Here is a 915-nt window from a genome sequence, read left to right on the forward strand (position 1 = left end):
TATGCCGACCTGGATCACTTCAAATCCATCAACGACAAGTACGGCCATGGCGGCGGTGACAAAGTGCTTTGCGAATCTGCCCGTCGCCTGCGCGCAGCACTGCGCCCCGACGACCTGCTGGTGCGCCATGGGGGTGAGGAGTTTGTCGCTGTTTTGCACGTTAAAGACAGCGAAGAGCTGACACGGATTGCTGAGCGGATTCGCGAACAGGTGGGTGCCGGGCCGATGCAATTGCCCTGTGGTCAGTTGAAGGTAACCCTGAGCATCGGGTGCACCCTGTTCGCCAAGGGTGAAACGCTGGATGACGCACTGGAACGCGCCGACAAGGGGCTCTATACCGCCAAACAGAACGGGCGTGATCGGGTTGTCTATGTAGCGCCGCCGCTCTGAGGCAGACACGATCCGGGCTGTACGGCATGTCTTCTCTTACGTCAGCCCCGCTATTCGTTTTCTCTAAAGCCTGCCCCGCTCGGCATGTCCATTACCGCCAAAGCGGGATCACTTAAAGGCACCAAAGACAGCGCACAAACCCTGCGCCCGCTGTGAAGCAACTGCCCAGCCGAAATCCTAAAAGTTGCCGCGATCTCTGTGAGAGATCGCCCAGCCTTTTGAGCTGCACTGTCGCGCAGAAAACAAATATCGCCCGTTTGACGCGTCCTTTGTAGGAGCAGCCTTGTGCTGCGAAGAGGCCGGTACAAGCACTAGATAGGCTTCGTCAGTACCGGCCTCTTCGCAGCACAAGGCTGCTCCTACAGACCCTCACTAAACCAATGAGTCATGTGTTGTTCCATGAGAGCGGGCGCGCCCGCGAACACGGGCGCAGCCCGTGCCATCCAGTACGACCCCGCCCAAAACACGGCATACCACTCACCAATCAGCAGACCTGGTACAAGAAGGCCCAGCCCATTGGTGCAT

At 58.4% G+C, this 915-nt stretch carries 1 protein-coding gene; it reads left to right on the forward strand.

Annotated elements, in window-relative coordinates; genetic code table 11:
* Positions 1-390: GGDEF domain-containing protein (locus J5M58_RS25775; RefSeq protein WP_207880129.1), on the forward strand; the 390-nt coding region annotated here is incomplete at its 5' end.
* Positions 391-915: the final 525 nt, after the last annotated feature.

Source organism: Pseudomonas sp. 32_A (genome assembly GCF_017490905.1).
Taxonomy (GTDB): domain Bacteria; phylum Pseudomonadota; class Gammaproteobacteria; order Pseudomonadales; family Pseudomonadaceae; genus Aquipseudomonas; species Aquipseudomonas inefficax.